Origin of the sequence: Staphylococcus pseudoxylosus (genome assembly GCF_044794325.1) — a bacterium.
GTDB lineage: Bacteria > Bacillota > Bacilli > Staphylococcales > Staphylococcaceae > Staphylococcus > Staphylococcus pseudoxylosus.
The window spans coordinates 964,219-989,479 of sequence record NZ_CP085024.1 but is presented as its reverse complement, the minus strand read 5'-3'; the positions used below and the strand labels follow the sequence as shown (position 1 = coordinate 989,479).

The window sequence follows — 25,261 nt, the reverse complement described above, 5'->3', positions numbered from 1 at the left end:
TTTTCCTCCTTTAATAATTATTCAAGCGCTACTGAACCACCAACGATTTCAGTGATTTGTTGAGTTATCGCTGCTTGTCTTGCTCTGTTATATTGTATTGATAAGTCATCAATAATATCTGACGCATTATCAGATGCATTCTTCATAGCAGTCATACGTGTAGCATGTTCACTTGCTTTTGCATCTAAAATTGTTCCATATATTAAACTCTCTACATATTGAGGTAAAATAACACTTAATATCGCTTCTTTATCTGGTTCAAATTCATATGAAGACATTTGACCATGTCCTAAACTAGAATCTTCAGGAGACAATGGAAGCACAGTTTTAGTTGAAGGCGTATTTTCTAATACACTAACGAAATGACTAAAATAAATTTTAACCTCATCCACCACTTCTTCGCTATACAAATCAATCGCTTTTTTAGCAATCGCCTGTACTTCTTTAAATGAAGGTTGATCTGGTACATCTATCAGCGATTCATGAATTTCATATCCCTTATTTTTAAGGAAATCCACGCCTGTTTGTCCTAAGACTAGGATCGAGTATTCATCCTTACTAGCATGTTTACTCTCTATATCTTTCACTAGGTGCTTGAGTACATTTGCGTTATATGCACCTGCAAGGCCTTTATCACTAGTAATCACTAAGTAGCCACTTTTCTTCACTTCACGTTGTTGTAACATTGGATGATGTGAATTTTTATCAGCACCAGCTACTGCAGTAATAGCATCTTGCATTTTTTCCATATAAGGTCTGAATTGCTTTGTATTACTTTCAGCACGACGCAATTTTGAACTTGATACCATGTTCATTGCTTTCGTAATCTGTTTCATTTTTTTGGTTGATTTTATACGTGTATCAATCTCTTTAAGAGATCCCATTATCTCACCACCTTTTATTTAACTTTAACTATTACGCTTCTGATTTACTGAAACTTTTTTTGAATTCATTAATTGCAGATTCAAACGCGTCATCTTTAGGAAGCGCACCTGAAGTTCTGATTTCATTTAATAATTCAGTCGCATTAGATTTAGCCCATTGATTTAACTCGTCTTCAAAACGTGTAATATCTTCAACAGGGATATCGTCTAAATAACCTTTAGTTAAAGCGTAAATAATTAAAACTTGGTTTTCTACAGGTAGTGGTTTGTTTTTATCTTGTTTCAAGATTTCAACCGTACGTTTACCACGCTCTAATTTTTGAGCAGTGAACTCATCTAAATCAGAACCAAACTGAGCGAATGACTCTAATTCACGATAAGATGCTAAATCTAAACGTAATGTACCGGCAACTTTTTTCATTGCTTTAATTTGAGCTGAACCACCAACACGTGATACGGATTGTCCTGCGTTAATTGCAGGTCTAACACCAGAGAAGAATAAATCTGATTGTAAGAAGATTTGTCCGTCAGTAATTGAAATTACGTTTGTTGGAACGTATGCTGCAATATCACCAGCTTGTGTTTCGATAATTGGTAAAGCAGTAATTGAGCCTCCACCTAAATCATCATTTAATTTGGCAGCTCTCTCAAGTAATCTACTGTGTAAGTAGAATACATCACCTGGATAAGCTTCACGGCCTGGCGGTCTACGTAATAATAATGATAATTCACGGTAAGCTGCAGCTTGTTTCGTTAAGTCATCATAAACGATTAATACGTCTTTACCAGCAAACATGAATTCCTCAGCCATAGCAACACCAGCATATGGCGCTATGTAAAGCATTGGAGCTGGATCTGCTGCTGATGCAGATACGATAATTGTATAATCTAATGCGCCTTCTTGACGTAATTTTTCAACATTGGCACGAACTGTTGAATCTTTTTGTCCAATTGCAACATAGATACAGATTGTATCTTGGTCAGCTTGGTTTAAGATTGTATCGATTGCTACTGTTGTTTTACCAGTTTGACGGTCACCGATGATCAATTCACGTTGCCCACGACCAATTGGTACAAGCGCATCAATGGCTTTAATACCTGTTTGTAGTGGTTCATCAACGGATTTACGATCCATTACACCAGTTGCTTTCTTCTCTACTGGGCGTGTTTTAGTAGTATTGATTGGTCCCTGCCCATCAATAGCTTGTCCTAATGGATTAACCACACGACCGATTAATTCATCACCTACAGGTACTTCCATAATACGTCCAGTACGTTTTACTTCGTCCCCTTCTTTGATATCAGCGTATGGTCCTAAAATAACGACACCTACATTTGATTCTTCTAAGTTTTGTGCTAAGCCTAGAACGCCACTTTTGAATTCTATTAGCTCACCAGCCATAACATCATTTAATCCGTGGATTAAAGCGATGCCATCACCAATTTGTAGAACTGTACCTACATCAGTAACTGCCATTTCCGACTCATAATTTTCTATTTGTGAGCGAAGTAATGCACTGATTTCTTCAGCTTTAATGGCCATCTATGTCACTCCTTCTATTTTTATTTCACTCTAGTAAATTGTTTTTCTAATTGTGCAAGGTCATTTTTCAAACTTGCGTCCATAACTTTAGTACCTACTTTTACTCTGATACCACCGATAAGTTCTGGATTAATTTTATTAGTAATCATTGTTTTAGAAAGTTTTGTACGTGCTTTTATGATTTCTTCTATACGTGATACTTCTTCTTCAGAGAGTTCATATACTGATTCGATAACAGCATAATCTTGATTATGAAGCTCGTTGTATAAAGTTTCAAATTCTGTGTATATTTCATGAATATATCCAAGATGACGATTACTAGCTAATATCATCAACATATTTTGCATATACTGGTTGGCATGGCCAAAAACAATATTCACAAAGCGGTGACGTTGGTCAACATCTTTTTGTGGATCTCTATCCAATACATGTAACTTCTTTGTTTCAGATTGAACTGCTGTATCAATAGTTGAAAATTCTTCATACATTGCGTCAAGGTTGTCTGCATCTTTAGCAGTATCAAATAATGCCTTGGCATATTTTTTTGCTATTTTAGCCATTACTTATCGCCTGCCTCTTTAATGTACTTTTCAACTAATGCTTTTTGGTCTTTTTCTGAAATTTCTTTTTGAAGTACTTTCGATGCGATTAATACTGAAAGCTCAGAAACTTGATTATTGATATCTGCAATTGCACGTTCTTTCTCACTATTAATTTCATTTTGTGCTGTTTCAATCATACCATTTGCTCTGATATTCGCTTCATGTATAATTTCTTCATGTTGTTTACGTGCTTGAATTTTAGAGTCTTCTAAAATCTTTTGAACCTCATCTTGTGTTTCTTTTAGTGTTTGTTTATTTTGTTCTTCTAACTTTTGTGCATTTAGCTTAGCTTGTTCAGCATCGTCAATATCTTTATTGATATCGCGCTCACGTTTATCCATTACTTCTTTTAATGGACCCCATGCAAATTTTTTCAATAATAGCAATAAGATACCGAAAGTTATACAGGTAACTATAATAGTTCCCCATTGAACACCGCTTGCTCCAGCTGCACCAAGTACGAACATGTTTGTCGTAGCAGTCACTTACATAGACACTCCTTTCATTCATTATCATCATAAGACATATTTATAAAAACGAACGGCGAAAGTCACAGTGACTTCGCCTGAATAGCTGTTTGAATTATAGTGACATGAAAGCGATAACTACACCGATGATAGGTAATGCCTCAACTAAACCTATACCAATGAACATAATACCCATTAATTGTCCGCGTGCTTCTGGTTGACGTGCTACACCTTCTACTGTTCTTGAAACGATAAGACCGTTACCGATACCTGCACCTAATGCTGATAAGCCGATTGCGATTGCTGCTGCGATTAAATTCATTTATAAAATCCTCCTAATTTTTTCTTTTAATTTTATTTAATGACTGTCCTGAACTTTATGGGACATATAAACCATTGAAAGCATTACAAAAATGTATGCTTGAATTGTACCTATGAATATTGAAAAACCTTGCCAAACTACGAGTCCAGGTAATCCAATTATCCATCCCCAGGCAGGGAAACTAAATACTAAACCTGACAATAATCCAAGTAATAACTCACCTGCAAATATATTACCGTACAAACGTAAACCAAGTGTTAACGTTGAAGTGAATTCTTCAAAGATGTTAATCGGTAATAAGAAGATAGGTTTGGTATAGTTTTGGAAGTAACCTTTAGTACCTGTCATCTTCACACCATAATAATGCGTCAATAAGATGACCAATGTTGATAGTGTTAAAGTTACAGTGGCATCTGCTGTCGGTGATTTCCACCACAGTGTATGACCTGAAATTAATTGAAAAGGTAGCCCTAGCATATTACTTACAAATATGAAAAATATTAATGTAACAGCTAAGAAATGGAATTGACCACCCTTGGACCAAGCCATGTTACTTTCAATAATTCCTCGTACAAAGTCAAAAACCCACTCGATAAAATTTTGCTTACCAGTTGGACGTTTCTTGAGGTTACGTGTACAAATAATAGCTATGACAAAAACAATAACCGATGTAATAATCAACATCAAAATTGATGATAGGTTAAACACGATGTCTATACCGAATACATCCCAACTGACAAGAGGGTCTTTATGCTTCATGCTTTCTCACCTCTTTCATATATTAAATTTATTTCTTGTGTATAAATGGTTTGAAAACAATCAAAACATACGAAATCATTAAACCAATGACCACACCAATAATATTAATTTGATCCTTATAAAAATACCAAATACAACACGAAAGTATCACTATTAAATATCTCCAAACATTGCCCGTTGATATATGTATATTGTCTTTCTCTTTTGCTTTCTTTAAATAATATTCGAAAGTAAAGGTGTTAATAAGTGATCCGAGTGTACCTATTATAAGTCCCAAAACAAATGGCGAGTATGTGAAAATAAACACAATTAATAGCACAATTATACCATAAAAATAGTATTGAATGTACCTATTAAAAAAGATGTTGAAACGTTTCATGACTGTGCCTCACTTCGTCTTTTTCGTTCAATTATGAAAACCATTTCAATCATACAATTTTAATAATAATATAGGGTTGTTAACGTGTCAATTCTATTCAAAATGTAGTTTTATTTTTTACATAATTGTCACAAAAATGACACATTAACACCTTTTATTATTTGAATGATTCTGGCTTTTCAGAAATTATATGAAAATAATATTTAATATTCTCACATATTCGTAATGATGCATTACCATCACCATAAGGATTGCGGGCACTACTCATCGTTTCATATACTTGTTGATTTTCAAGCAATTGTTTTGTAGCCTCAAATACGGTTTGTTCATTTGTACCTACTATTTTAAGTGTGCCAGCTTCTACACCTTCTGGTCTTTCAGTTGTATCTCTTAATACTAACACTGGTTTACCTAATGATGGTGCTTCTTCTTGTACTCCTCCAGAATCAGTCAATATCAAATACGATTGATGGGCGAAATTATGAAAATCAACCACTTCCAACGGTTCGACTAATTCTATACGATTATGCCCAGATAAATAAATATCAGCAATTTCTCGTACTTGAGGATTCTTATGCATAGGATAAACAACAACAACATCTTCATAAGTATCCACAATATCTCTTACCGCTTTAAAAATATGTGACATAGGTTCACCAATATTCTCACGTCTATGCGCAGTCAATAAGATGATACGTTTATCTTTATGTTTCGAAATAATATCAGATTGATAATTTTCGTGAATCGTTGTCTTCATCGCATCAATTGCTGTATTACCAGTTACTACTATAGAATCAAGTGGCTTATTTTCTGCAATAAGATTATTTGCAGCATTATTAGTAGGAGCAAAATTCAAATCTGCCATTACTCCTACCATTTGTCTATTCATTTCTTCAGGAAATGGCGCATATTTATCCCATGTACGTAAGCCAGCTTCAACATGCCCAATAGGTACTTGATTGTATAAAGCAGCTAAACTTCCAGCAAAAGTCGTCATAGTATCGCCATGAACCAGTATCATATCTGGTTTCACTTCTTGAATGACATGTTCTAACCGTTGTAAAATACGCGATGTAATTTCTGATAAAGATTGCCCTTGCTTCATAATATTCAAATCATAGTCTGGCGTGATATGAAAACTTTCTAACACTGAATCAAGCATTTCTCTATGCTGAGCAGACACTACAACAATCGGCTCTAGTTCATCATCTTTTTTCAATGCTTGTACAAGAGGCGCCATTTTTACTGCTTCAGGACGTGTCCCAAATACAGTCATTATTTTTTTCATTTTATTCCACTCCTAGGCGAAACTATTTTGTACCGAATAAACGGTCTCCTGCATCACCTAAGCCTGGTGTAATATAAGCATGTTCATCTAATTTCTCGTCTAATGCTGCGATGAAAATGTCTACGTCTTCGTGAGCTTCTTGTAATTTTTCCACACCTTCAGGCGCTGCAATTAAGCACATAAAGCGGATATTTTTGGCTCCACGTTTTTTAAGTGAGTTAATTGCTTCTATAGCTGATGCGCCAGTTGCTAACATAGGATCAACAACTACAATTTCTCTCTCTTCGATGTCTTGCGGTAATTTTACAAAGTATTCTACAGCTTCAAGTGTTTCAGGATCTCTATATAGTCCCACATGTCCAATTCTAGCTGCAGGTACTAAATTCAATATGCCTTGTGTCATACCTAAACCAGCTCTTAAAATTGGTACGAAAGCTAACTTTTTGCCTGTTAAGCGTTTAGCTATCATTTTAGTAACAGGTGTCTCTATTTCTACATCTTGTAATTCTAAATCTCTTGTTACTTCGTATGCCATTAACATACCTACTTCATCTACTAACTCTCTAAATTCTTTAGTCCCAGTATGTACGTCTCGAATGTAACTTAATTTGTGTTGAATAAGTGGGTGGTCAAAAACATGTACTTTGCCCATAATTTATTTCCTCCAATTTTAGTTATATAAAGGATGTTTAGTAGTTAAAGCTTTAACTCTTTCTTTTCCTTCTTCTAATGCTTTTTCATTTTCTGGATCTTTTAAAACTAAGCTAATGATTTTTGCAACTTCTTCAAAAGCAGCTTCATCAAATCCTCGTGTTGTTGCTGCTGGTGTACCTAAACGAACGCCGCTTGTCACGAATGGCTTTTCTTGATCAAATGGAATTGTATTTTTATTACATGTAATACCTATAGCATCTAATGTTTCTTCAGCCACTTTACCAGTTATGCCTACTGAACCTTTGACGTCTACAGAAACAAGATGATTATCAGTACCACCTGAAACAACTCTAAATCCTTCGTCAGTCAATGTATTTGCTAAAGTTTTAGCATTGTTAATTACTTGTTGTTGATATGTTTTAAAGTCATCTTGCAATGCTTCCCCAAATGCCACAGCTTTAGCAGCGATAACGTGTTCTAAAGGACCACCTTGGATACCTGGGAAGATTGTTTTATCAATTTGCTTTTTATATTCTTCTTTACATAAAATCATTCCACCACGAGGTCCGCGTAATGTTTTATGCGTTGTAGTAGTTACAAAATCAGCATGTTCTACAGGATTTGGATGTAAACCAACTGCTACTAAACCTGCAATATGAGCCATATCTACCATTAATTTTGCGCCTACTTCGTCTGCAATTTCTTTAAAGCGTTTAAAATCAATTGTTCTTGAATACGCTGAGGCACCTGCAACGATTAATTTAGGTTGATGTTCTTTGGCTACTCTTAATACTTCATCATAGTCAATTTGTTCATTTTCTTCGTCTACGCCATATTCAACAAAATTATAAAATTGACCACTAAAGTTAACAGGCGCGCCATGTGTTAAGTGTCCACCATGACTTAAATTCATACCTAATACAGTATCACCGTGTTCTAATGCTACGAGATAAACAGCCATATTTGCTTGAGAACCTGAGTGTGGTTGTACGTTAACATGTTCTGCACCAAATAATTTTTTGGCACGATCAATTGCTAAAGCTTCTGAAACATCCACAAATTCACAACCACCATAGTATCTTCTGTTTGGGTAGCCTTCAGCATATTTGTTAGTTAATACTGAACCTTGCGCTTCCATAACTGCTTCTGATACGAAGTTTTCTGAAGCAATCAGCTCGATATTGTTGTTTTGACGGTTAAATTCATTTTGAATCACTTCATATATTTCCTTATCTTGCTCTTGAATAAATGACATTTGGTAATTCCCTCGTTTCTGTATTAGTTGTATTTTGCTCTTTCGCCACCAATTTTTTTTGGTCTTGAAGAAGCGATTGTAACAATTGCTTCACCAATTTGCTTGACACTTGTACGCTCTGGAATAGCCACATGTTTGATATGCATTCCAATTAAAGTCTGTCCGATATCAATACCTTTAGGTACAGAAATATGCTCAACAACTATTGGATCAACCATATGTTGATACGCATAAGTTGCTAAGCTTCCGCCAGCGTGAATATCTGGCACAACTGTAACTTGTTCCATTGTAAGGGGATTAAAGTTTGATTTCTCAATGGTCACTGCACGATTAATATGTTCACAACCTTGAAATACAAACGAAACGCCTGTTTCGTTTTCAATTTCTTTTAATGCTTCAAATATTTCTTGAGCAATTTCCATTGATCCAACACTACCGATACGTTCACCAATTACTTCAGATGTCGAACAACCAATAATGCATAATTCATCAGCTTTAAAAAATGATTGTGCTTTTAACTCGTTTAACAGTAATTTTAAGTCTTCCATTCTTCCACCCCTTTTAATTAAGTTGAATAAAAGTATGTAAATACCTAGGTGCTTTAGCAACATACAAAATTGACTGACAGCAAATTTGCTACACGTTATCATTATAACGTATTTAGGAACGCTCTCATACTCATTTTACAAATTTAATTTTTTTATATTTTATTTTTTAAACTATCTATCATTATATTTAATTCATTATATATTTTAATGTAGTCCCCTTTGCCGCCACCAAATGGGTCTGAGACTTCGCCATGTAGCCCAACGTATTCGTTCAAGGTAAAAACATGTGCTGTATCATGGCCCATTTGTTGAATAGCTAATTTATGCGACTGGCTCATGGTCAAAATCAAATCTGCACTTAAATCTTTATGAGTGAACGACATCGCATGTTCTGGTACTGGCAATCCTTCTTCTTCTATTATATTTAATGAATATTTAGAGATTGGTTGACCATCCATAGCATAAATACCTCTTGATACTATAGTATGGTTAGGTAATTTTGCTTTCGCTATACTTTCTGCTAAAGGACTTCTACATGTATTCCCTGTACATACAAAAACGATTCTCATAATTCATCTCCTTTTATAACAGTTTGGTTAGCTGCTTTCATCATTCTGTTCATAATCGCGGTAGTATCATCATTCAATGGAAAGCCAAAGATATAGGCATGCTCTATTTCGCAATCTTGATCTAACCGATGTAATATATGATACAGATTATGATTGGCACCTTTAATATCATTGCCATCTTTACATAATGGGATAAATTTTGCATGATCCGGAACTATTTCTCGATGACTTTGTGGGACGATAAAGGCAACCTTACTCCAATTCTTAGCTGATGACGGTTTCTTATGAAAATTTTCTAATATTATTATAGGTGTGTCTGGTGAATAATGTTTATATTTCATACCAGGAGCAATCGGCTTATCAGTATTCAGTGATACATCTGTTGCAATACTGTTAGGTAATACTTTTTCAATCATAGATTTTGTAATTGACCCAGGTCTTGCTATTCTAAAAGGATATTGTGTGCAGTCTAACACTGTACTTTCTAGTCCCTCTTCACTTTGGTCACCATTAACAATCCCATCTATACGACCATCTAAATCATGATATACATGATCAAAAGTCGTCGGCGAAGGTCTACCACTTAAATTTGCACTAGGCGCAGCAATAGGAATATCAATTAATTGAAGTAACTCTCTGCCTATAGGGTGACTAGGCATTCGCACAGCAATTGAATTTAACCCACCGCTTACACGATCACATAAGAACCCTTTTCTTAACGGTAAAATAAAGGATATAGGCCCTGGCCAAAATACATTCATTAATCGTTCAACTTCTGGTGTTAAGTCAGCAGTAAATGACTTTAATTGATTAAGTTCATGTATATGAACAATTAAAGGGTTATCTGAAGGTCTACCTTTAGCTTTATAAATTTTTTCAATCGCTTGATTATTACGTGCATCTCCACCTAATCCATAAACTGTTTCAGTTGGAATTGCGATTAATCCACCCTTTTCAAAAATTGATTTTATATCTTCAATCCCTTCATAAGCAGTTAGGTTGTATTCATATTGACGTAAATCCCATATACGCGTTTTCATCTAGGCACATCCTTTCATCTTATTATTCATTTTAAAGCAAAATAAAAAGTTATGCACTCTCATGATTGTCCATGTTCAGTGCATAACTTTTTTACCATACGAAAGCAATTATACGATCGTTATTATTAATGTCTTTTATAATTTGAACATCTAATGTTGGATATTTTGCGATAATCTTTTCTTTTAATTTGGGACCTTGCGCATACCCTATTTCAAATACTACTTTGGCATTCGGTAGTAAGACTTCTGGTAAGCGTTCTAAAATTGTATCATAAACTTTGTAACCATTATCTGATGCGAATAGCGCAGAGTGTGGTTCATATTTCAGCACTGTATCTTCCATCATTTCCGCTTCTTCATTATCAATGTATGGTGGATTAGAGATTAATCCGTTTACTTTTATGCCTTGTTCTATAAGTGGTGTTAAACCGTCTCCATGTAAAAACTTAACTTCAACTTGATGATGTTCAGCATTTGCTTTAGCTATGGTTAATGCATTTTGATATAAATCTGTTGCATACACATTGAGCGTGCTATCTAATTTTTTTAGTACAATTGGAATATTACCACTTCCTGTACCTACATCTACTACAGTATCGCCTTTTTCAAGTTGATGATAGAAATGTAACATAACTTCTTCTGTTTCAGGTCTAGGAATCAAACAATTTTTATTTACATTAAAAATCTCACCATAAAAAGTTTGTTTACCCGTAATATACTGTATAGGTTCGCCATTTAGCATTCTACGCTCTGCTTCATCAAACATTTTTAAATGTGATACTGATATTTCATCATTCATGTGCATTAGATAATCCGCCTTGGACCAATCAAACAAATCAAGCATTAACCATTCAGCTCGAGCGGTCTCAATATGTTGTTCAACGCACTTTTCTTTAGCATTATTTAAAATAGTTTTATAATTCACCATTGTTAAGTTCTTTCAATTTATCAGTTTGTTCAGCTAATGTTAAAGCATCTATAATTTCATCTAATTTACCTTCCATTATTTGATCTAACTTTTGTAATGTTAAACCAATTCTGTGGTCGGTTACACGGCTTTGAGGATAATTGTATGTTCTAATACGTTCTGAACGATCTCCTGTGCCGACTGCAGATTTACGTTGCGCTGCATATTTTTGTTGTTCTTCTTGTAATTTCATATCAAATAAACGTGCTTTTAATACTTTTAAAGCTTTCTCACGGTTTTGGATTTGAGATTTTTCTGATGAAGTCGCAATAATGCCTGTTGGAATATGCGTAATACGTACTGCTGAATCTGTCGTATTTACGTGCTGACCACCTGCACCACTAGAACGATAAGTATCAATTTTCAAGTCTTCATTACGTACTTCAATTTCCACATCTTCTACTTCTGGCAAAACAGCCACAGTAGCTGTTGATGTATGAATACGGCCACCAGATTCTGTTTCAGGAACACGTTGCACACGGTGCGCACCATTCTCATACTTCAATTTACTAAACGCACCACTTCCAGAAACTGAGAAACTGATTTCTTTGTATCCGCCATGGTCACTCTCTGTAATTTCTACAATATCAGTCTTGTAATTGAGCGCTTCAGCGTATTTAGAGTACATTCTAAATAAATCCCCTGCAAAGATAGCAGCTTCATCTCCACCTGCGGCAGCACGAATCTCTACGATAACATCTTTCTCATCGTTAGGATCTTTAGGAATAAGTAAGAATTTAAGTTCTTCTTCTAATTTAGGAACTTTATTTTGAAGCGTTTGATGCTCTTCTTTTAGCATCTCAATTTCTTCACTATCCTTTGTATCACGTAACATTTCTTCAACTTCTGCTAAATCTTCTTTTGTTTGTTTATAGTCACGGTAAACTTCTACTGTTTTTTGTAAGTCTGCTTGTTCTTTTGAATAATTACGTAAATTATCTGGGTTGCTCACTACATCTGGATCACTTAATAATTCATTTAATTGTTCATATCTCTCTTCTACAATATCTAATTGATCAAACACTACATTTCCTCCTTCTCATCATTACTCGGTGCGACGATGTGATGTGCCCTACATCTCGGTTCATAACTTTCATTTGCACCAACTAATATAACTGGATCATCTATTTTTGCCGGGTTACCGTCTATTAACCTTTGAGTACGACTTGAAGATGCACCACAAACTGCACAAACAGCTTGTAATTTCGTTACATCTTCACTCACTGCTAATAGCTCTGGTATAGGTTCAAAAGGTTTGCCTCTAAAATCCATATCTAAACCAGCAGTTATAACTCTATGTCCTTTTTCAGCTAATTGCTCAGCGATATGCACGATGCCATTTTCAAAAAATTGTACTTCATCTATACCGATTACATCTACATCTGATAAATCGTGTTTAAAAATTTCTGCTGCTGTTGATATATTAATTGCTTCTATAGCGTTACCATTATGAGAAACAATTTTGTCTTTATGATAACGGTCATCTATAGCTGGTTTAAACACAACTACTTTTTGTTTAGCGTAAAGGCCACGTCTTAACCGACGTATTAGCTCTTCAGATTTACCACTAAACATACTTCCAGTAATACATTCAATCCACCCGGAATGATAAGTTTCATACATTATGCGTTCCACCTTTTTCAAAACATAATCGATTTATTATATCATATTTTTTAAGTTAAAATATGATATATCTTCAAGTTATTGCGTTTATTTATGTCTGAGTTTCTTGAATATCGCCATGCCATTATGTCATTTTTAATTTAAATTTATGTAAAAGTAAAAAAGCATCCTCATAATATGAGAATGCTTTAAAACAACAATTATTCGTTGCTTGATTTGAATCCGAATTTTTTGTTGAAACGTTCCACACGACCATCCGCAGCAGCGAATTTTTGACGTCCTGTATAGAATGGGTGTGAATCAGATGAAATGTCTAAACGAATAACTGGGTATTCATTACCATCTTCCCATGTCATAGTTTCTGATGAAGATTTAGTTGAACCACTTAAGAATTTAAAATCCGTAGTAGTATCTAAAAAGATAACCTTATGATATTCAGGATGAATATTTTGTCTCATTACTTTTCAGCTCCTTTGCCCTGAACCATCTGGCACAGAGTTTTTTGTGAGTTTTTACCCAATACTTGATAATTATAATGGCTTTAAATATAAAACGCAACCCCAAATCAAATATTGCTTAGATATATACCGAATTATTTCAGATTAAATAATTGGTTTACCTGTTTTAGTGCTTTCTTTAGCTGCTTTTTGTAACTGCTCAAAGAATTCTTTGTTGTTATCTGTACGTTTCAATTTGCGCACAAATCTTTCTGTAAAATCTGTAGAATCCGTGAACATATTACGTAATTGCCACAATGACTCAAGCTCTTTTGGATCTATTAGCAATTCTTCTTTACGAGTGGAACTACGACCGATATCGATTGCTGGGAATACACGACGTTCAGCTAACTTACGATCTAGATGTAATTCCATATTTCCTGTCCCTTTAAATTCCTCATAAATCATATCATCCATACGAGACCCTGTATCTACTAGAGCAGTAGCTAAAATTGTCATGCTACCCCCCGCTTCAATATTTCTGGCAGCCCCGAAGAAAGCTTTTGGTTTGTGTAAGGATGCAGGATCTAAACCACCAGATAATGTACGACCACTAGGTGGAATCACAAGATTATAAGCACGAGCCAACCTAGTAATTGAATCCATCAAAATGATGACGTCTTTACCAATTTCTACTAGACGCTTTGCACGTTCTAATAATAATTCCGCAACTTTCACGTGATGTTGTGGTGGTTCGTCAAATGTAGAGTGCACTACTTCTGCAGATTCAACTGATCTTTCTAAATCTGTAACCTCTTCAGGTCTTTCTCCAACAAGCAACACAAATAACTCTGCATCTGGTTTATTTATCGCAATTGCATTTGCAATTTCCTTAAGCAATGATGTTTTACCAGCCTTTGGTGGTGCAACAATTAAGCCACGTTGTCCTAAACCGATTGGTGTTACTAAATCCATAATGCGCGTTGAGAAGTTTTGTTTTGTTGTCTCTAATAGAATGCGCTCTTCAGGATATAATGGTGTCAAAGCTTGGAAATGCGGACGCTTTTTAACTTCTTCTGCATTCTCACCATTTACGAAATCAACTTGTAATAAACCATAGTATTTTTCATTATCTTTAGGCTTTCTCACTTTGCCAGTCACTTTGTCTCCGCGTTTAATTTCAAAACGACGAATTTGACTAGCAGAAATATAGATATCTTTTTCACCTTTAGAATAATTAACTGTTCTTAGGAAACCATAACCATCTTGTTGGATATCATCTAAAATACCCTCCATATAATAATTTCCATCTTTTTCCATTTGTGCTTCCATAATGGCTAGAACAAGTTCCTTTTTATTCAATTTACTATAATTTGTTAGTTTTAGAGATTTTGCTTTTTGAGTGAGATCTTTTGTAGTGTAATTTTTGTACAATTCGTGGAACGATTCGTACTGAGGTGATGTCCGTACTTTTTCAGGCATTATCTTGCACCCATTTCATAAATAAGTTTTTAAATAACGTAGTAACTACGCTACTTACTTTTATAACTATAGCAAATTTCCTTTTTAATTACAAAACGTATTTCAATTTCTAAAAATCAGAAAAAAGATGAAGCATAAATGTTATGCCTCATCTTATAATAATTAAACTATTAAATTTTATTATTTATAGTAACCTGCAATAGATTTAACTTCTAGGAATTCTTCAATACCATAGTCTCCCCATTCACGGCCAATACCTGATTGTTTATAGCCACCGAATGGTAAATCTGGTTTGCGTCCTGCTTCATTAATTTCAACTGTACCTGCTTCTAATGAACGCGCTACTTTGTGCAACGTGTCTTGGTCTTCACCATATACATATGCTGCTAAACCGTATTCTGTGTCATTTGCAATTTTAATAGCTTCGTCTACATCATTATAAGTGATAATAGACATCACAGGTCCAAATATTTCTTCTCGAGCGATTACCATATCATTATCTACATTGTTAAAGATTGTTGGGCGTGCAAAGTATCCTTTTTCCAGACCTTCTGGCTTACCTGGTCCACCGTAAAATAATTCTGCACCTTCTTCAATACCTTTATCAATGTATGATTGAACTTGATTAAATTGTTTTTTACTAATGATAGGTCCTACCTCAGTGCCTGCTGCACGTGGATCTCCTACTTTAACCTGGCTAAACTTCTCTTTTACAGCTGTTAAGAAATCTTCTTTTATGCTTTCAGGTACGAGTGTTCTAGTACCTGCTGTACATACTTGACCAGTATTTGTCACAACTTTACCAGTTGCTGCACTTGCTGCTTCATCTATATCTACATCATCTAGGATAATATATGGTGATTTACCGCCTAGTTCAAGTGATACTTTTTTGAAATCATCTGCAGCTTTTTTCATAATACTTGAGCCTGTTGGACCAGAACCAGTAAATGACATCATTCTAACTTTAGGATGTTCACTTAAAGGATTTCCTACGCCTTGACCATCGCCATTGACTAAGTTAAATACACCTTTTGGCACACCTACTTTATCAAAAATTTCAGCTAAAATAATTGCTGCGAACGGCGTCTCTTCTGATGGTTTTAAAACAACTGGACTTCCTGCTGCAAATGCCGCTGATAATTTAAGTGATGTTTGGTTTGTAGGGAAGTTCCAAGGTGTGATTAAACCAGCTACACCAATGGCTTCTTTGACAACTAAGTCATCACCGCGGCGCTCCTCAAATTCAAAATTATCTAATGCATCACGTGCTGCCTCAAAGTGATCTAACCCCATTTGATAGTGGACATTTTCCGATACGTCTAATGGCGCACCTAGTTCATCCGTAATAGCTTCTACAAGATCTTCTTTTCTATTTTTATACTCTTGAACAATTTTATCTAATAGTTCTTTTCTTTCTTGAACTGAACTGTGTCTAAATTCAAAATATACATTTTCTGCTGCATCCACTGCTTTATCAACATCTTCTTTGTTACCTTTCGCGATTGTACCCGCTACTTCTTCTGTTGCAGGATTGATAACTTCTATTGTTTCGCCACTTGCACTTTCAATCCATTCACCGTTGATATATTGTTTAGTGAAATTTCTCATTATATATTCACTCCTTAAGTTATGTTGATAATTATATTCTAACCGAGATTTTGTATTTTTAAACATAACTGCTCACAGCTGCTAATACATAAAAAACGAGCCTAAAACATCATATTGACGTCTCAGACTCGATTGTACAAGGTATTGAGTTACTTGTTTTCAAGTTCAATATACTCTTGTGCCCATTCTTCCATTGGTACTAAAGCTGCCGCTAAAGCATCACCTTTATCTGTAAGCTGATACAAAATATTCATTGGGCTTGTAGAGACTACATTTTTCTCTACTAGTCCCCATTCCGTAAGGTCAGTTAATTTTATACTAAGTGCACGTGGTGTTATCGTCTTCAAGTCACGTTTCATATCTGAAAAATGCGCAGATTTTTCCGTACATCTAGATAAATAATTAATAATAAGACCGTTCCAGCTTCTACCTACGATTTTAAAGGTTTCTTCTAGATAAGGGCAAACCTCCATGGCTATCACCTCATTATCGATTTTATTCTAAAACACATATCACTAAATACACAACTTTTCACTTAGTATATTTAGTATACCACATTTTTTAAACTTCTTCAGTCCAAATATCTGCACCAAGTGATTTTAGAGTTTTGACGATGTTTGTGTAACCACGATAAATATGTTTCACATTATAAATAGTTGTAACACCTTCTGCTAACAATCCAGCTACAATAAGACAAGCACCTGCACGTAAATCACTAGCGTAAACATCAGCACCAGTTAATTTCGATGGTTTTATAGTTGCTGTACCATTGTCTGCAGAAATATTCGCACCCATATTTTTCAGTTCATCTACATGCTTAAAACGAGCTGGATATATCGTTTCAGTAACAAACGACACACCATCAGCCATAAATAATAAAGGTGTTATGGGTTGTTGTAAGTCAGTGGCAAAACCAGGATATACTAATGTTTTAATATCCACACTTGAATAAGGTGTGCTACGTCTAATAAGTACGCTGTCATCCTCAACTTGGATGTCTACACCTAATTCTTTCAGTTTAACTGTAAGTGGTTCTACATGCGTTGGGATAATATTATTAATTCTGATATTCTCACCGCAAGCAGCTGCAATACACATATATGTACCTGCTTCAATTCTATCGGGAATCACTGGATGATGTGAACCATGCAATCGTTCTACCCCATTAATTTTGATTGTACTTGTACCTGCGCCTTTAATATCAGCTCCAAGGCTCATTAAGAAATTAGCTACATCAACCACTTCTGGTTCTTTCGCAGCATTTTCAATAACTGTATGTCCTTCAGCACGTACTGCTGCCAACATGATATTAATCGTAGCCCCTACACTTACGATGTCTAAAAATATATTTGCGCCGACCAATCTATCTGCTTCAATCTTCATAGACGTACTACTTGATTCATCAACTTTTGCTCCTAATGCTTTAAATCCTTTAATATGTTGATCAATCGGTCTTGGCCCTAAGGGACATCCACCAGGTAAACCAATGACACATTTTTTGAATCTCCCTAACATTGCTCCCATCATATAATAAGAAGCACGTAATGATTCTACTTTATTATTTGGTAATGGTGCATTTTCAATATTTTCAGGATCAACATGTAATGTCATACCTTCTAATTCTGTCTCAATGTTTAAATCTCCAAGTAAACTTACTAAAGTTTCTACATCAGAGATTTCTGGAAGGCCTTCAATTGTTACTCTGTCTTCAGCCAAAATTGCTGCTGGTATAATTGCTACTGCACTATTTTTAGCACCGTGGTTATTCACTTCACCTTTAAGTGTTTGCCCACCTCTAATTTTAATCACTTCTTGAGCCATTCGCTTGTTCTCCTTTGCCTTTCAATCGATATTCTATTCCAATATATCATTTGCATTATAAATTAAATGATTACAGTTTGCAAAGCACAACAGTTTCATAAAATCTATTTCAAATTTAATTAAGTGCTGCATAATGCATATAATTTTTTACTATAATTTCTAATTCCCAATATTTTGCAATTCAAATCATTTTTTAAAGATTTATTTATAAAAATTATGTGAAACACTGTCATTCTATTTATCAGCTTTCAAAGCCTAACAAATTATAACATAAAAAAAGGGACGAAACAGAAATCAAAAATTCAATTTTGATTTCTTATTCTCGCCCCAGAAAACGACTAGACATCTAAAAGCTTGTTTAAAGCTTTTTAGTAATTAGACAATTGCAGTACTTATGATAGAGCCACTTCGTCGTAGCTCAAATTGTAATTATAACCTAGTCAACTTTTGTTATATAATAGTTAAATTATTTAGCTTTATTAGATGTGCCAAACTCTTTAATTTTACCAATAACTGTAGCTTTAATTGCTTCACGAGCTGGTCCTAAGTATTTACGAGGATCATAAACTTCTTTGTCGTTATCTAACGCTTCACGAACAGCTTTAGCAGAAGCAATTTGGTTTTCAGTGTTTACATTGATTTTAGCTGTACCAAAAGGAATTGCTTTTTGGATGTCTTTAGTTGGGATACCTGTACCACCATGTAATACTAATGGTAAACCAGTAGAAGCACCAATTTCTTCCATTTCTTTAAATCCTAATTTAGGTTCACCTTTATAAGGTCCGTGTACTGAACCTAAGGCTGGAGCTAATGTATCGATACCTGTTTTTTCAACAAGTTCTTGACACTCTTTAGGGTCTGCATAGATAACGCCTTCAGCAACAACATCATCTTCTTGTCCGCCAACAGTTCCTAATTCTGCTTCAACTGAAACGCCGTGCTCATGTGCATATTCAACAACTTTTGAAGTAATTTCAACGTTATCTTCAAATGAACCATGAGAAGCATCGATCATTACTGAAGTAAAACCAGCATCAATTGCTTCTTTACATTTTTCAAAGCTTGAACCGTGGTCTAAGTGAATTGCTACAGGAATAGTAATTTCTTTGTCGTGCATTAATCCTTCAACCATTTTAACTACAGTGTAGAAACCACCCATGTAACGAGCAGCACCTTCAGATACACCTAGGATTACTGGAGCGTTCTCTTCTTGAGAAGCTTCTAAAATCGCTTGTGTAAATTCTAAGTTATTTAAGTTGTATTGACCAACCGCATAACCATTTTCTTTTGCGTCTATTAACATTTCTTTCATTGAAACTAAAGGCATGAAAGTTCCTCCTTGGTGCTTTAAGCACATATTTTTACAATCTAATTATATCAAAGTCATATCACTTTTGCATTCTTCTATATAATTGTAAGCGTTTTTATTTCACATTTTTTATTCGAAAAGTGAAAATCTTATAATTTATACCATTTTTTATATAAATACAGCAATTTGAATTTTATATTTTAATACAACTATAAAAAACGCGATATTTAGAAATTAGCTAAACACTATGTTTCTGATATCGCGTTAAATATATATTATTTACTTTGTTGATGTTTTAAAGATGCTTCAATAAATGCTTTGAAAATTTGTTGAGGACGGTTAGGTCTTGATAAAAATTCTGGATGGAATTGACAAGCAATAAAGAAGTCATTTTCAGGAATCTCTACCATTTCAATTAAACGACCATCTGGGCTTGTACCAGAGAACACCATGCCGTTCGCTTCAAGTTGTTCTCTATAATCGTTATTAAATTCATAACGATGACGATGTCTTTCTTCAATATTCGTTTCGTTGTAAATATCATGAGCTAAAGTACCTTCTTGAATATGACAAGGGTATAATCCTAAACGTAAAGTTCCACCTAAATCTTCGATATCTTTTTGTTCAGGTAATAAGTCGATAATTGGGTGTGGTGTACTAGGGTCTAACTCAGCAGAATGTGCACCATCAAGACCAATTACATTTCTAGCAAACTCAACAGTGGCAAGTTGCATACCTAAACAAATACCAAAATATGGTACATTATTTTCACGTGCATATTTAATCGCAGATATTTTCCCTTCACTTGCACGGAAACCAAATCCACCTGGTACTAAGATACCATCTACATCAGCTAGAACTTCTGAGACGTTTTCATCTGTTACTTCGCTAGAATCAATCCATCTTACTTCAATATCTTTTTTCAATGGATATCCAGCGTGTTTTAATGATTCAACAACTGAAAGATAAGCATCTTGTAAACTTACATACTTTCCTACCAATCCTATTGTTATTTTCCCATCTAAACTATTTACAGTATCTAATAAATATTGCCATTCATCTAGTTGAGTTTCATACTTCGCGTTCAATTCTAAACGTTTTATCACAATGTCATCCATGTCTTGGTTACTTAGTTGTAATGGAATTTCATATAGTGATTCAGCATCACGGCATTCAATAACACTTGCTTTATCAATATCACAGAATAAGGCAATTTTATCTTTTAGATCTTGTGTCAGTTCATATTCTGTTCTGACTACAATTAAGTCCGGTTGTATACCAAGTCCACGTAATTCTTTCACACTATGTTGTGTTGGTTTTGTTTTCATTTCACCAGCAGCTTTAATATAAGGAAGTAACGTACAATGTACATACATTACATTTTCACGGCCTAAATCACTACGAATTTGTCTAATTGCTTCGATAAACGGTAATGATTCAATATCACCAGTTGTACCACCGATTTCAGTGATAACAACATCTGCATTTGTACTTTCCCCTGCTAAAAGTAAACGTTCTTTTATTTCATTCGTAATATGTGGGATAACTTGTACAGTACCACCTAAATAATCACCACGACGCTCTTTCTTCAATACATGTGAATAGACTTTACCTGCAGTTACATTTGAATATTTATTTAAATTTATATCAATAAATCTTTCGTAATGACCTAAGTCTAGGTCTGTTTCTGCACCATCATCCGTTACAAATACCTCACCATGTTGATACGGGCTCATCGTACCTGGATCCACATTTAAATAGGGATCAAATTTTTGGATAGTTACTTTTAATCCTCTATCTTTTAATAATCTACCTAAAGATGCTGCTGTGATACCTTTACCCAATGAAGAAACAACTCCACCAGTTACAAAAATAAATTTTGTCATGTTCTGCCTCCTATTATTAAAACAGTAATTTCCTTCAATACCTATGATTGACAAACACATTTCCAATTCAGTGGTTAATTAATTTGTGAGATAGCTTTTACATAGCAAATTATTTATACATACGAATTGCCTTTACAAACAATCACCTAAATTAAAAATATTATAAAGCTTATATAGTAATTTAAATAAAAAAATCGCTCCCTCTCACATGGTTGTAAGGGGGAGCGTATATTATTTATACACGTCGTCCTATTTAAAGGAGCCCGAATAAAATTTTATCATGTTCTTAGAAAAAGTCAATTAAATCTCGAAGAATTATTCTTCAAAATCCTCTTCATCTTCTTCAAATTCTTCTTCTTCTTCTTCTTCTTCTTCATCATCAAAATCTTCGTCGTCCTCATCGATAACGATATCTGATTCATTAAGATCTTCATCTACATCGTCTTCTTCTGGATCTTCAGGATCATTTAATGTTTCTTGGTCATCCGTTACTGCTGGAATATCATCATCGTCTTCAGTTTCATCTTCACCAAGTAATTTTAAGTTTTTGTCTTCTTCCGCATCGTCATCTAGGATGTCGAATTTTTGAATTGTTGGAGCGATTTTTTCTTCAATGTCAGCAACTGAATACCAATCACGTAAGCCCCAAATGTTTTCTCCAACGTTTAAGAAACGTCCGTCTGTGTTTAAATCCGTATAGAATTGAACAATTCTATCTTCAATTTCTTCATCTTCATAGTGACCTAGTGCTTTAAATTCATCAATGATATCGTATAAATTCATCGTATCATTTTTTTCGTTTAATAATGTGTAAGCCATATCGATAAATGATTTCTCATCAACCATTTCTTTTGTATAATCTTGAATTCTCATTATTTATTCTTCCTTTCAAAGGCATTTATCCAAATCAGTACTAAGTTTATCATAAGTAATAATAACAAATGTAAATTATAAATGACAATGCTTGATTTCGCAATCGCATTTAGTAATTTATATATTTTTCAAAGACAATAAAGTCATCAGCCGCCTCAATTTCAACAAAATTACTATTTATACATAATGGTTTTAATTCATTATTTTCTCCATAAAGTGTAATTGTCAAAAGTGCTATATCACTAAAATGCTTTCTGACATATGTTGCTAATTGCCTCAAGGCACTTTCTGCTATACCATGATGTCTTTTATCTTTATTTACTTCAATCTTAGAAATATTCATTCGGCCATCATGTCCCTCTATAGCTATAAAGCCCACTTTTTGGCCATCTTTTATTAAGTCTATGATATGTATATTAAAGGGTTGTTCATCTGTATTTGGCTTTAACTTTAAAGACGAGACATGCTTAGAATCCAAATCTAAATAATATAATCGCTCTTTACCAATTGGCCCTTCTTCTTTCGTTGCAGCATGCATAAAACCTGCACGTTCATATACATTCCATGCACCTTTATTCTCTGCATCAACCACAAGATATAAATGATTAAAATTCGGAAATAAATCTTGAACATATTGAGGCAAATACATCATCATCTTTGTGCCGTAGCCATAACCTTGGTAATCTTCATTTACAGATAAAGACCTAACATAAATAACTTGGCTAGGCGTATCATATCCTTCATGCTGATAATATTGATGTAGCACGAAAAAACCAACAACATCTCCCGCTTCATTTAGAGCAATATTGGCAACCCTATCCTTATCATTTATTGCATCATCTAACACGTCTTTCGGTAAAGAAGAATAGATTTGTTGACGCTCATTTAAATTAAAATCATAAAGTGCCTGTCTATACTCCTCTTCAAACTCTTGTACTATAATATTTTCAAAATTTTGCTTAATCACCATTTTAATATCCCCTATTTAAAACGTATTAGTAATTATTAATACCACTATTGCACATAAAATAATCTATAAATCTAGAATTAATTTAAAAAGCTATTCATTGCTCTATTAATAATTAGTATTTTAACCATCGAAATATCTATTAAAATATTTGCATGTCTACTTTTATAATATAGTGCTTTCTTCAAATGAAGAAATTGATACTCTCGCAAATTCATAGTTGATTTTCTTAAATTTTATTATACTATTAGTTAAAATGGAAATTTTTTAGGAGGAATTTTAGATGAAAATTGGCATCGATGCTGGTGGGACGCTTATTAAAATTGTTCAAGATTATGCCGGTAAACGTGAATATAATACAAGATTAACAACGGAAATCGATGATGTCATAAAATGGTTGAACCAACAAGACTGTGAAAGTATTAGTTTGACAGGCGGTCAAGCTGCACTCATAAATGATAAATTAAATTTTGATGCACGTATATTTGTTGAATTTGATGCTGCTGCTAAAGGGTTGGAGATACTACTTGAAGAACAAGGACACTTTTTAGATGACTACATTTTCACAAATGTAGGTACTGGTACTTCTATTCATTTTTCTGATGGAAACAGTCAACAACGCGTCGGAGGCGTTGGCACTGGTGGCGGTATGATACAGGGACTAGGTTACTTATTGACTGGAATCAAAGACTATAAAAATTTAACTGATACTGCTCAAAATGGTAATAGAGATATCATTGACTTGAAAGTAAAACACATTTACAAAGATAGTGAACCACCAATCTCTGGTGATTTAACGGCAGCAAACTTTGGTAATGTCTTACATAATTTAGATACTAACTTTACAGAAGCAGATAAATTGGCCTCTGTTATAGGTGTCGTCGGTGAAGTTATTACTACAATGTCTATTACTGTAGCTAGAGAGCATAACACAGAAAACGTTGCATATATCGGCTCATCGTTCCATAATAATGAATTATTAAAAGAAGTCGTTAAAGACTATACAGTATTAAGAGGCTTTAAACCGTATTATATCGAACACGGTGCCTTCTCAGGTGCTCTTGGCGCTATTCATTTATAAGCTTAATTTCATTTAAATTAATTACAACCTATAAAGTTAAAAGGGCCCCGAGACATATATTCATGTCATAGAGCCCTTTTATTTTTAAAAAGGAAGCTGATCTAATACTTTTTGTGCAGGTACTACACTACCTAAAACGCCTGGTTTCAAATCGATTGCAACTGCATTATCATCATCACGTAAGTTATCTAACCATTCAGCGAATACTTCGCCTTCTACTTCTATAATGTCACACTCTTCAAAATCTTCATCTCTTACCTTCTCAGCTCTATTTTTGATACTCCATACAGGCATGATGTTAGGCCTTTGATGTGATTCATCACTGATCATAAGGAATTGCTTAACGTTTTTATTTGTCAAACCGAACACTGCGTCTTCTTTTGCGACATCCTTAACAAATTCTTTCAAACGAATATTATCTAAATCAGACATTAATTCATCCGTAGCTTCTGCGATTGGTATAAGTTCACCATCTTTTTCAGAAGTAGGGTTCATCAATACTTGTTCGTTATCGCTAAAGACATTATCGATTTCATAAGTTACAAAACGATCGATATCTATCTTTTTAATTTTATCGTAATCAATTTTTTGCTTTTTCAAGTAAGCTTCGGCAGTCTCTTTATCAGTCCAAGTACATACGACGTTATTTTCATCTACTTCTTGTCTGATTAATTCCTTTGCTTCCGTTGCTACATAAAACACTTCATTAATTAATATTTCTTTAAAAAATGAACTTTCTTTATAAGACATCAAAACACCTTCAATCTATTCATAATAATTTACCTATATTAAGAATATAAAGGACTGCATGGCTCTAGTCAATCGCCGATAATAAACGAGACGTTATACAATAGACGTTCATGATAGAAATGAGACAACAAACAACTGCTACTGCAA

At 34.3% G+C, this 25,261-nt stretch carries 27 protein-coding genes; 1 reads left to right on the top strand and 26 read right to left on the bottom strand.

Annotation, left to right across the window (positions count from 1 at the left end; all coding sequences use genetic code 11):
- Window positions 1-17 precede the first annotated feature (17 nt).
- The 25 genes from atpG to LG295_RS04475 all read right to left on the bottom strand — a co-directional run bounded on the left by atpG (window position 18) and on the right by LG295_RS04475 (window position 23,286).
- On the bottom strand, window positions 18-884 hold the full coding sequence (gene atpG, locus LG295_RS04595; RefSeq protein WP_017722093.1) for an ATP synthase F1 subunit gamma: 867 nt from the start codon (window positions 882-884) through the stop codon (window positions 18-20).
- A 31-nt stretch (window positions 885-915) separates the two neighbouring features.
- Complete coding sequence (gene atpA, locus LG295_RS04590) at window positions 916-2,427, bottom strand: F0F1 ATP synthase subunit alpha (protein ID WP_107530642.1); 1,512 nt, start codon at window positions 2,425-2,427, stop codon at window positions 916-918.
- 20 nt (window positions 2,428-2,447) lie between these two features.
- Window positions 2,448-2,987 carry a F0F1 ATP synthase subunit delta gene (locus LG295_RS04585; protein ID WP_326020958.1) on the bottom strand — a complete coding sequence of 180 codons (540 nt, stop codon included), beginning with the start codon at window positions 2,985-2,987 and terminating at the stop codon, window positions 2,448-2,450.
- A complete protein-coding gene (locus LG295_RS04580; protein ID WP_107530644.1) occupies window positions 2,987-3,514 on the bottom strand; it encodes a F0F1 ATP synthase subunit B in 528 nt (175 codons plus the stop codon). The genes LG295_RS04585 and LG295_RS04580 overlap by 1 nt, the downstream gene beginning before the upstream one ends.
- Before the next feature lie 97 nt (window positions 3,515-3,611).
- The gene (gene atpE / locus LG295_RS04575) at window positions 3,612-3,818 is read right to left on the bottom strand and encodes a F0F1 ATP synthase subunit C (RefSeq protein ID WP_002482721.1); all 207 of its coding nucleotides are present in this window, start codon (window positions 3,816-3,818) and stop codon (window positions 3,612-3,614) included.
- Between the two features lie 36 nt (window positions 3,819-3,854).
- Window positions 3,855-4,577, bottom strand: a complete 723-nt coding sequence (atpB, locus tag LG295_RS04570; RefSeq protein WP_017722088.1) for a F0F1 ATP synthase subunit A — start codon at window positions 4,575-4,577, stop codon at window positions 3,855-3,857.
- 28 nt (window positions 4,578-4,605) lie between these two features.
- On the bottom strand, window positions 4,606-4,956 hold the full coding sequence (locus LG295_RS04565; RefSeq protein ID WP_326019079.1) for an ATP synthase subunit I: 351 nt from the start codon (window positions 4,954-4,956) through the stop codon (window positions 4,606-4,608).
- Window positions 4,957-5,113: 157 nt separating this feature from the next.
- On the bottom strand, window positions 5,114-6,244 hold the full coding sequence (gene wecB / locus LG295_RS04560; RefSeq protein WP_017722087.1) for a non-hydrolyzing UDP-N-acetylglucosamine 2-epimerase: 1,131 nt from the start codon (window positions 6,242-6,244) through the stop codon (window positions 5,114-5,116).
- 22 nt (window positions 6,245-6,266) lie between these two features.
- Window positions 6,267-6,896: a uracil phosphoribosyltransferase gene (gene upp, locus LG295_RS04555; RefSeq protein WP_017722086.1), complete on the bottom strand. Its 630-nt coding sequence runs from the start codon at window positions 6,894-6,896 to the stop codon at window positions 6,267-6,269.
- An 18-nt stretch (window positions 6,897-6,914) separates the two neighbouring features.
- The gene (glyA, locus tag LG295_RS04550) at window positions 6,915-8,153 is read right to left on the bottom strand and encodes a serine hydroxymethyltransferase (protein ID WP_326020956.1); all 1,239 of its coding nucleotides are present in this window, start codon (window positions 8,151-8,153) and stop codon (window positions 6,915-6,917) included.
- Window positions 8,154-8,176: 23 nt separating this feature from the next.
- Complete coding sequence (locus tag LG295_RS04545; protein ID WP_107530648.1) at window positions 8,177-8,701, bottom strand: TIGR01440 family protein; 525 nt, start codon at window positions 8,699-8,701, stop codon at window positions 8,177-8,179.
- A 152-nt stretch (window positions 8,702-8,853) separates the two neighbouring features.
- Window positions 8,854-9,270, bottom strand: coding sequence for a low molecular weight protein arginine phosphatase (locus LG295_RS04540; RefSeq protein WP_107530649.1), 417 nt, complete (start codon window positions 9,268-9,270; stop codon window positions 8,854-8,856).
- The gene (locus LG295_RS04535) at window positions 9,267-10,310 is read right to left on the bottom strand and encodes an L-threonylcarbamoyladenylate synthase (RefSeq protein ID WP_107530650.1); all 1,044 of its coding nucleotides are present in this window, start codon (window positions 10,308-10,310) and stop codon (window positions 9,267-9,269) included. Before LG295_RS04535 ends, LG295_RS04540 begins: the two co-directional genes overlap by 4 nt.
- A gap of 91 nt (window positions 10,311-10,401) precedes the next feature.
- Window positions 10,402-11,238: a peptide chain release factor N(5)-glutamine methyltransferase gene (gene prmC / locus LG295_RS04530; protein ID WP_107530651.1), complete on the bottom strand. Its 837-nt coding sequence runs from the start codon at window positions 11,236-11,238 to the stop codon at window positions 10,402-10,404.
- A complete protein-coding gene (gene prfA, locus LG295_RS04525; RefSeq protein WP_017722080.1) occupies window positions 11,225-12,301 on the bottom strand; it encodes a peptide chain release factor 1 in 1,077 nt (358 codons plus the stop codon). The genes prmC and prfA overlap by 14 nt, the downstream gene beginning before the upstream one ends.
- A complete protein-coding gene (locus LG295_RS04520) occupies window positions 12,301-12,900 on the bottom strand; it encodes a thymidine kinase (protein ID WP_017722079.1) in 600 nt (199 codons plus the stop codon). Before LG295_RS04520 ends, prfA begins: the two co-directional genes overlap by 1 nt.
- A gap of 200 nt (window positions 12,901-13,100) precedes the next feature.
- Entirely contained in the window at window positions 13,101-13,358 is a 258-nt protein-coding gene (locus tag LG295_RS04515) for a type B 50S ribosomal protein L31 (RefSeq protein ID WP_017722078.1), read from the bottom strand.
- Between the two features lie 144 nt (window positions 13,359-13,502).
- A complete protein-coding gene (rho, locus tag LG295_RS04510) occupies window positions 13,503-14,819 on the bottom strand; it encodes a transcription termination factor Rho (RefSeq protein WP_107530652.1) in 1,317 nt (438 codons plus the stop codon).
- Between the two features lie 180 nt (window positions 14,820-14,999).
- Complete coding sequence (locus tag LG295_RS04505; RefSeq protein ID WP_404476534.1) at window positions 15,000-16,427, bottom strand: aldehyde dehydrogenase family protein; 1,428 nt, start codon at window positions 16,425-16,427, stop codon at window positions 15,000-15,002.
- 149 nt (window positions 16,428-16,576) lie between these two features.
- Complete coding sequence (locus LG295_RS04500) at window positions 16,577-16,900, bottom strand: helix-turn-helix domain-containing protein (RefSeq protein WP_029377995.1); 324 nt, start codon at window positions 16,898-16,900, stop codon at window positions 16,577-16,579.
- 88 nt (window positions 16,901-16,988) lie between these two features.
- The gene (locus LG295_RS04495; RefSeq protein WP_107530654.1) at window positions 16,989-18,248 is read right to left on the bottom strand and encodes a UDP-N-acetylglucosamine 1-carboxyvinyltransferase; all 1,260 of its coding nucleotides are present in this window, start codon (window positions 18,246-18,248) and stop codon (window positions 16,989-16,991) included.
- Window positions 18,249-18,714: 466 nt separating this feature from the next.
- Entirely contained in the window at window positions 18,715-19,575 is an 861-nt protein-coding gene (fdaB, locus tag LG295_RS04490; protein WP_017722073.1) for a class IIb fructose-bisphosphate aldolase FdaB, read from the bottom strand.
- Between the two features lie 257 nt (window positions 19,576-19,832).
- On the bottom strand, window positions 19,833-21,443 hold the full coding sequence (locus tag LG295_RS04485; protein ID WP_017722072.1) for a CTP synthase: 1,611 nt from the start codon (window positions 21,441-21,443) through the stop codon (window positions 19,833-19,835).
- A 315-nt stretch (window positions 21,444-21,758) separates the two neighbouring features.
- Window positions 21,759-22,316 carry a DNA-directed RNA polymerase subunit delta gene (gene rpoE / locus LG295_RS04480; protein WP_404476528.1) on the bottom strand — a complete coding sequence of 186 codons (558 nt, stop codon included), beginning with the start codon at window positions 22,314-22,316 and terminating at the stop codon, window positions 21,759-21,761.
- 109 nt (window positions 22,317-22,425) lie between these two features.
- On the bottom strand, window positions 22,426-23,286 hold the full coding sequence (locus LG295_RS04475; protein ID WP_107530656.1) for a GNAT family N-acetyltransferase: 861 nt from the start codon (window positions 23,284-23,286) through the stop codon (window positions 22,426-22,428).
- Between the two features lie 280 nt (window positions 23,287-23,566).
- Here LG295_RS04475 and coaW point away from each other — a divergent pair, with 280 nt between their 5' ends.
- Window positions 23,567-24,364: a type II pantothenate kinase gene (gene coaW, locus LG295_RS04470; RefSeq protein WP_107531909.1), complete on the top strand. Its 798-nt coding sequence runs from the start codon at window positions 23,567-23,569 to the stop codon at window positions 24,362-24,364.
- A gap of 84 nt (window positions 24,365-24,448) precedes the next feature.
- On the opposite strand, the gene LG295_RS04465 is transcribed toward coaW, so the two are convergent.
- Entirely contained in the window at window positions 24,449-25,114 is a 666-nt protein-coding gene (locus LG295_RS04465) for a DUF2750 domain-containing protein (protein ID WP_107531910.1), read from the bottom strand.
- Window positions 25,115-25,261 lie beyond the last annotated feature (147 nt).

Coding starts and splice junctions, on each gene's coding strand:
- atpG (WP_017722093.1), bottom strand. CDS start 884: ATGGGATCTCTTAAAGAGATTGATACACGTATAAAATCAACCAAAAAA.
- atpA (WP_107530642.1), bottom strand. CDS start 2,427: ATGGCCATTAAAGCTGAAGAAATCAGTGCATTACTTCGCTCACAAATA.
- LG295_RS04585 (WP_326020958.1), bottom strand. CDS start 2,987: ATGGCTAAAATAGCAAAAAAATATGCCAAGGCATTATTTGATACTGCT.
- atpE (WP_002482721.1), bottom strand. CDS start 3,818: ATGAATTTAATCGCAGCAGCAATCGCAATCGGCTTATCAGCATTAGGT.
- atpB (WP_017722088.1), bottom strand. CDS start 4,577: ATGAAGCATAAAGACCCTCTTGTCAGTTGGGATGTATTCGGTATAGAC.
- LG295_RS04565 (WP_326019079.1), bottom strand. CDS start 4,956: ATGAAACGTTTCAACATCTTTTTTAATAGGTACATTCAATACTATTTT.
- wecB (WP_017722087.1), bottom strand. CDS start 6,244: ATGAAAAAAATAATGACTGTATTTGGGACACGTCCTGAAGCAGTAAAA.
- upp (WP_017722086.1), bottom strand. CDS start 6,896: ATGGGCAAAGTACATGTTTTTGACCACCCACTTATTCAACACAAATTA.
- glyA (WP_326020956.1), bottom strand. CDS start 8,153: ATGTCATTTATTCAAGAGCAAGATAAGGAAATATATGAAGTGATTCAA.
- LG295_RS04545 (WP_107530648.1), bottom strand. CDS start 8,701: ATGGAAGACTTAAAATTACTGTTAAACGAGTTAAAAGCACAATCATTT.
- LG295_RS04540 (WP_107530649.1), bottom strand. CDS start 9,270: ATGAGAATCGTTTTTGTATGTACAGGGAATACATGTAGAAGTCCTTTA.
- LG295_RS04535 (WP_107530650.1), bottom strand. CDS start 10,310: ATGAAAACGCGTATATGGGATTTACGTCAATATGAATACAACCTAACT.
- prmC (WP_107530651.1), bottom strand. CDS start 11,238: ATGGTGAATTATAAAACTATTTTAAATAATGCTAAAGAAAAGTGCGTT.
- LG295_RS04520 (WP_017722079.1), bottom strand. CDS start 12,900: ATGTATGAAACTTATCATTCCGGGTGGATTGAATGTATTACTGGAAGT.
- LG295_RS04515 (WP_017722078.1), bottom strand. CDS start 13,358: ATGAGACAAAATATTCATCCTGAATATCATAAGGTTATCTTTTTAGAT.
- rho (WP_107530652.1), bottom strand. CDS start 14,819: ATGCCTGAAAAAGTACGGACATCACCTCAGTACGAATCGTTCCACGAA.
- LG295_RS04505 (WP_404476534.1), bottom strand. CDS start 16,427: ATGAGAAATTTCACTAAACAATATATCAACGGTGAATGGATTGAAAGT.
- LG295_RS04500 (WP_029377995.1), bottom strand. CDS start 16,900: ATGGAGGTTTGCCCTTATCTAGAAGAAACCTTTAAAATCGTAGGTAGA.
- LG295_RS04495 (WP_107530654.1), bottom strand. CDS start 18,248: ATGGCTCAAGAAGTGATTAAAATTAGAGGTGGGCAAACACTTAAAGGT.
- fdaB (WP_017722073.1), bottom strand. CDS start 19,575: ATGCCTTTAGTTTCAATGAAAGAAATGTTAATAGACGCAAAAGAAAAT.
- LG295_RS04485 (WP_017722072.1), bottom strand. CDS start 21,443: ATGACAAAATTTATTTTTGTAACTGGTGGAGTTGTTTCTTCATTGGGT.
- rpoE (WP_404476528.1), bottom strand. CDS start 22,316: ATGAGAATTCAAGATTATACAAAAGAAATGGTTGATGAGAAATCATTT.
- LG295_RS04475 (WP_107530656.1), bottom strand. CDS start 23,286: ATGGTGATTAAGCAAAATTTTGAAAATATTATAGTACAAGAGTTTGAA.
- coaW (WP_107531909.1), top strand. CDS start 23,567: ATGAAAATTGGCATCGATGCTGGTGGGACGCTTATTAAAATTGTTCAA.
- LG295_RS04465 (WP_107531910.1), bottom strand. CDS start 25,114: ATGTCTTATAAAGAAAGTTCATTTTTTAAAGAAATATTAATTAATGAA.